Consider the following 801-nt stretch of genomic DNA (forward strand, 5'->3'; position numbering starts at 1 on the left):
AGTGCCTTTGGCTAAGGAATATATTGGGAAGGTCGAATCGAAAGGCCGGGTCGGGATTAAGCGGAAGACTTGTATATGTTGAGAATAGCTTTGAACAAAAGGCCAGGGAAAATTCATCTCAATAAACTAACGCAGCAGATTTTAGGTGAGTGCCAAGATAATCTGGAATAGCAGAGGCACGTCAAATGAGCTCAGGAGGCAATGCTTTTGAGCTCATTTGCTTTTGCGGTTTGGAGTCCTATTATGGTCATGATTGCTTATCATACAACTGTGGCATTTTTTTACTAAAGAAGGAGAGAGATGAATGGAGAATCAGCATGCGGGATTTGGCATAAGATTTTCAGCGGATATAATTGATACTCTAATACTTACAATACCCATTTCAACGGTGTTCTTTCTGATAGAGGGAGATTCCCCGTTTACCTGGATGATGGGATGGACCTGGCCGATTATCTATACTATCTATTTAACACTCGTTCCCCTTGTCTGGAGCGGTTATATCATTGGAAAGCGCATTTTTAAGATCAAGGTTAGACGGATAGGTGAAGAAGGCTTAACGTTGAAAACGATGGTTCTAAGAGAGATTGTCGGAAAATTTCTATTATCTAATGTGACGTTTGGTATATCAACTTTAGTCAGTATGTTTATGATCATATTCAGGGAAGACAAGAGGGCGATTCATGACCTGATTGCCGGGACTTATGTAAGCAGAGAACAAAATAGGTGTGCCTGACCCAACATCTGAGAACTGAATGAGAAAGCGAAGAAAATTGCTGAGCATATCGGAAAAGTGCATGTGGA

General features: G+C 40.9%; 1 protein-coding gene. It reads left to right on the forward strand.

Annotation, left to right across the window (positions count from 1 at the left end; all coding sequences use genetic code 11):
• The first annotated feature begins 304 nt into the window (after positions 1-304).
• Positions 305-733 (forward strand): RDD family protein, encoded by a 429-nt coding sequence (locus PBF_RS24800; protein WP_035333687.1) that lies wholly within the window; start codon positions 305-307, stop codon positions 731-733.
• Positions 734-801 lie beyond the last annotated feature (68 nt).

Source organism: Cytobacillus firmus DS1 (genome assembly GCF_000565285.1).
Lineage (GTDB): Bacteria > Bacillota > Bacilli > Bacillales > Cytobacillaceae > Cytobacillus > Cytobacillus firmus_A.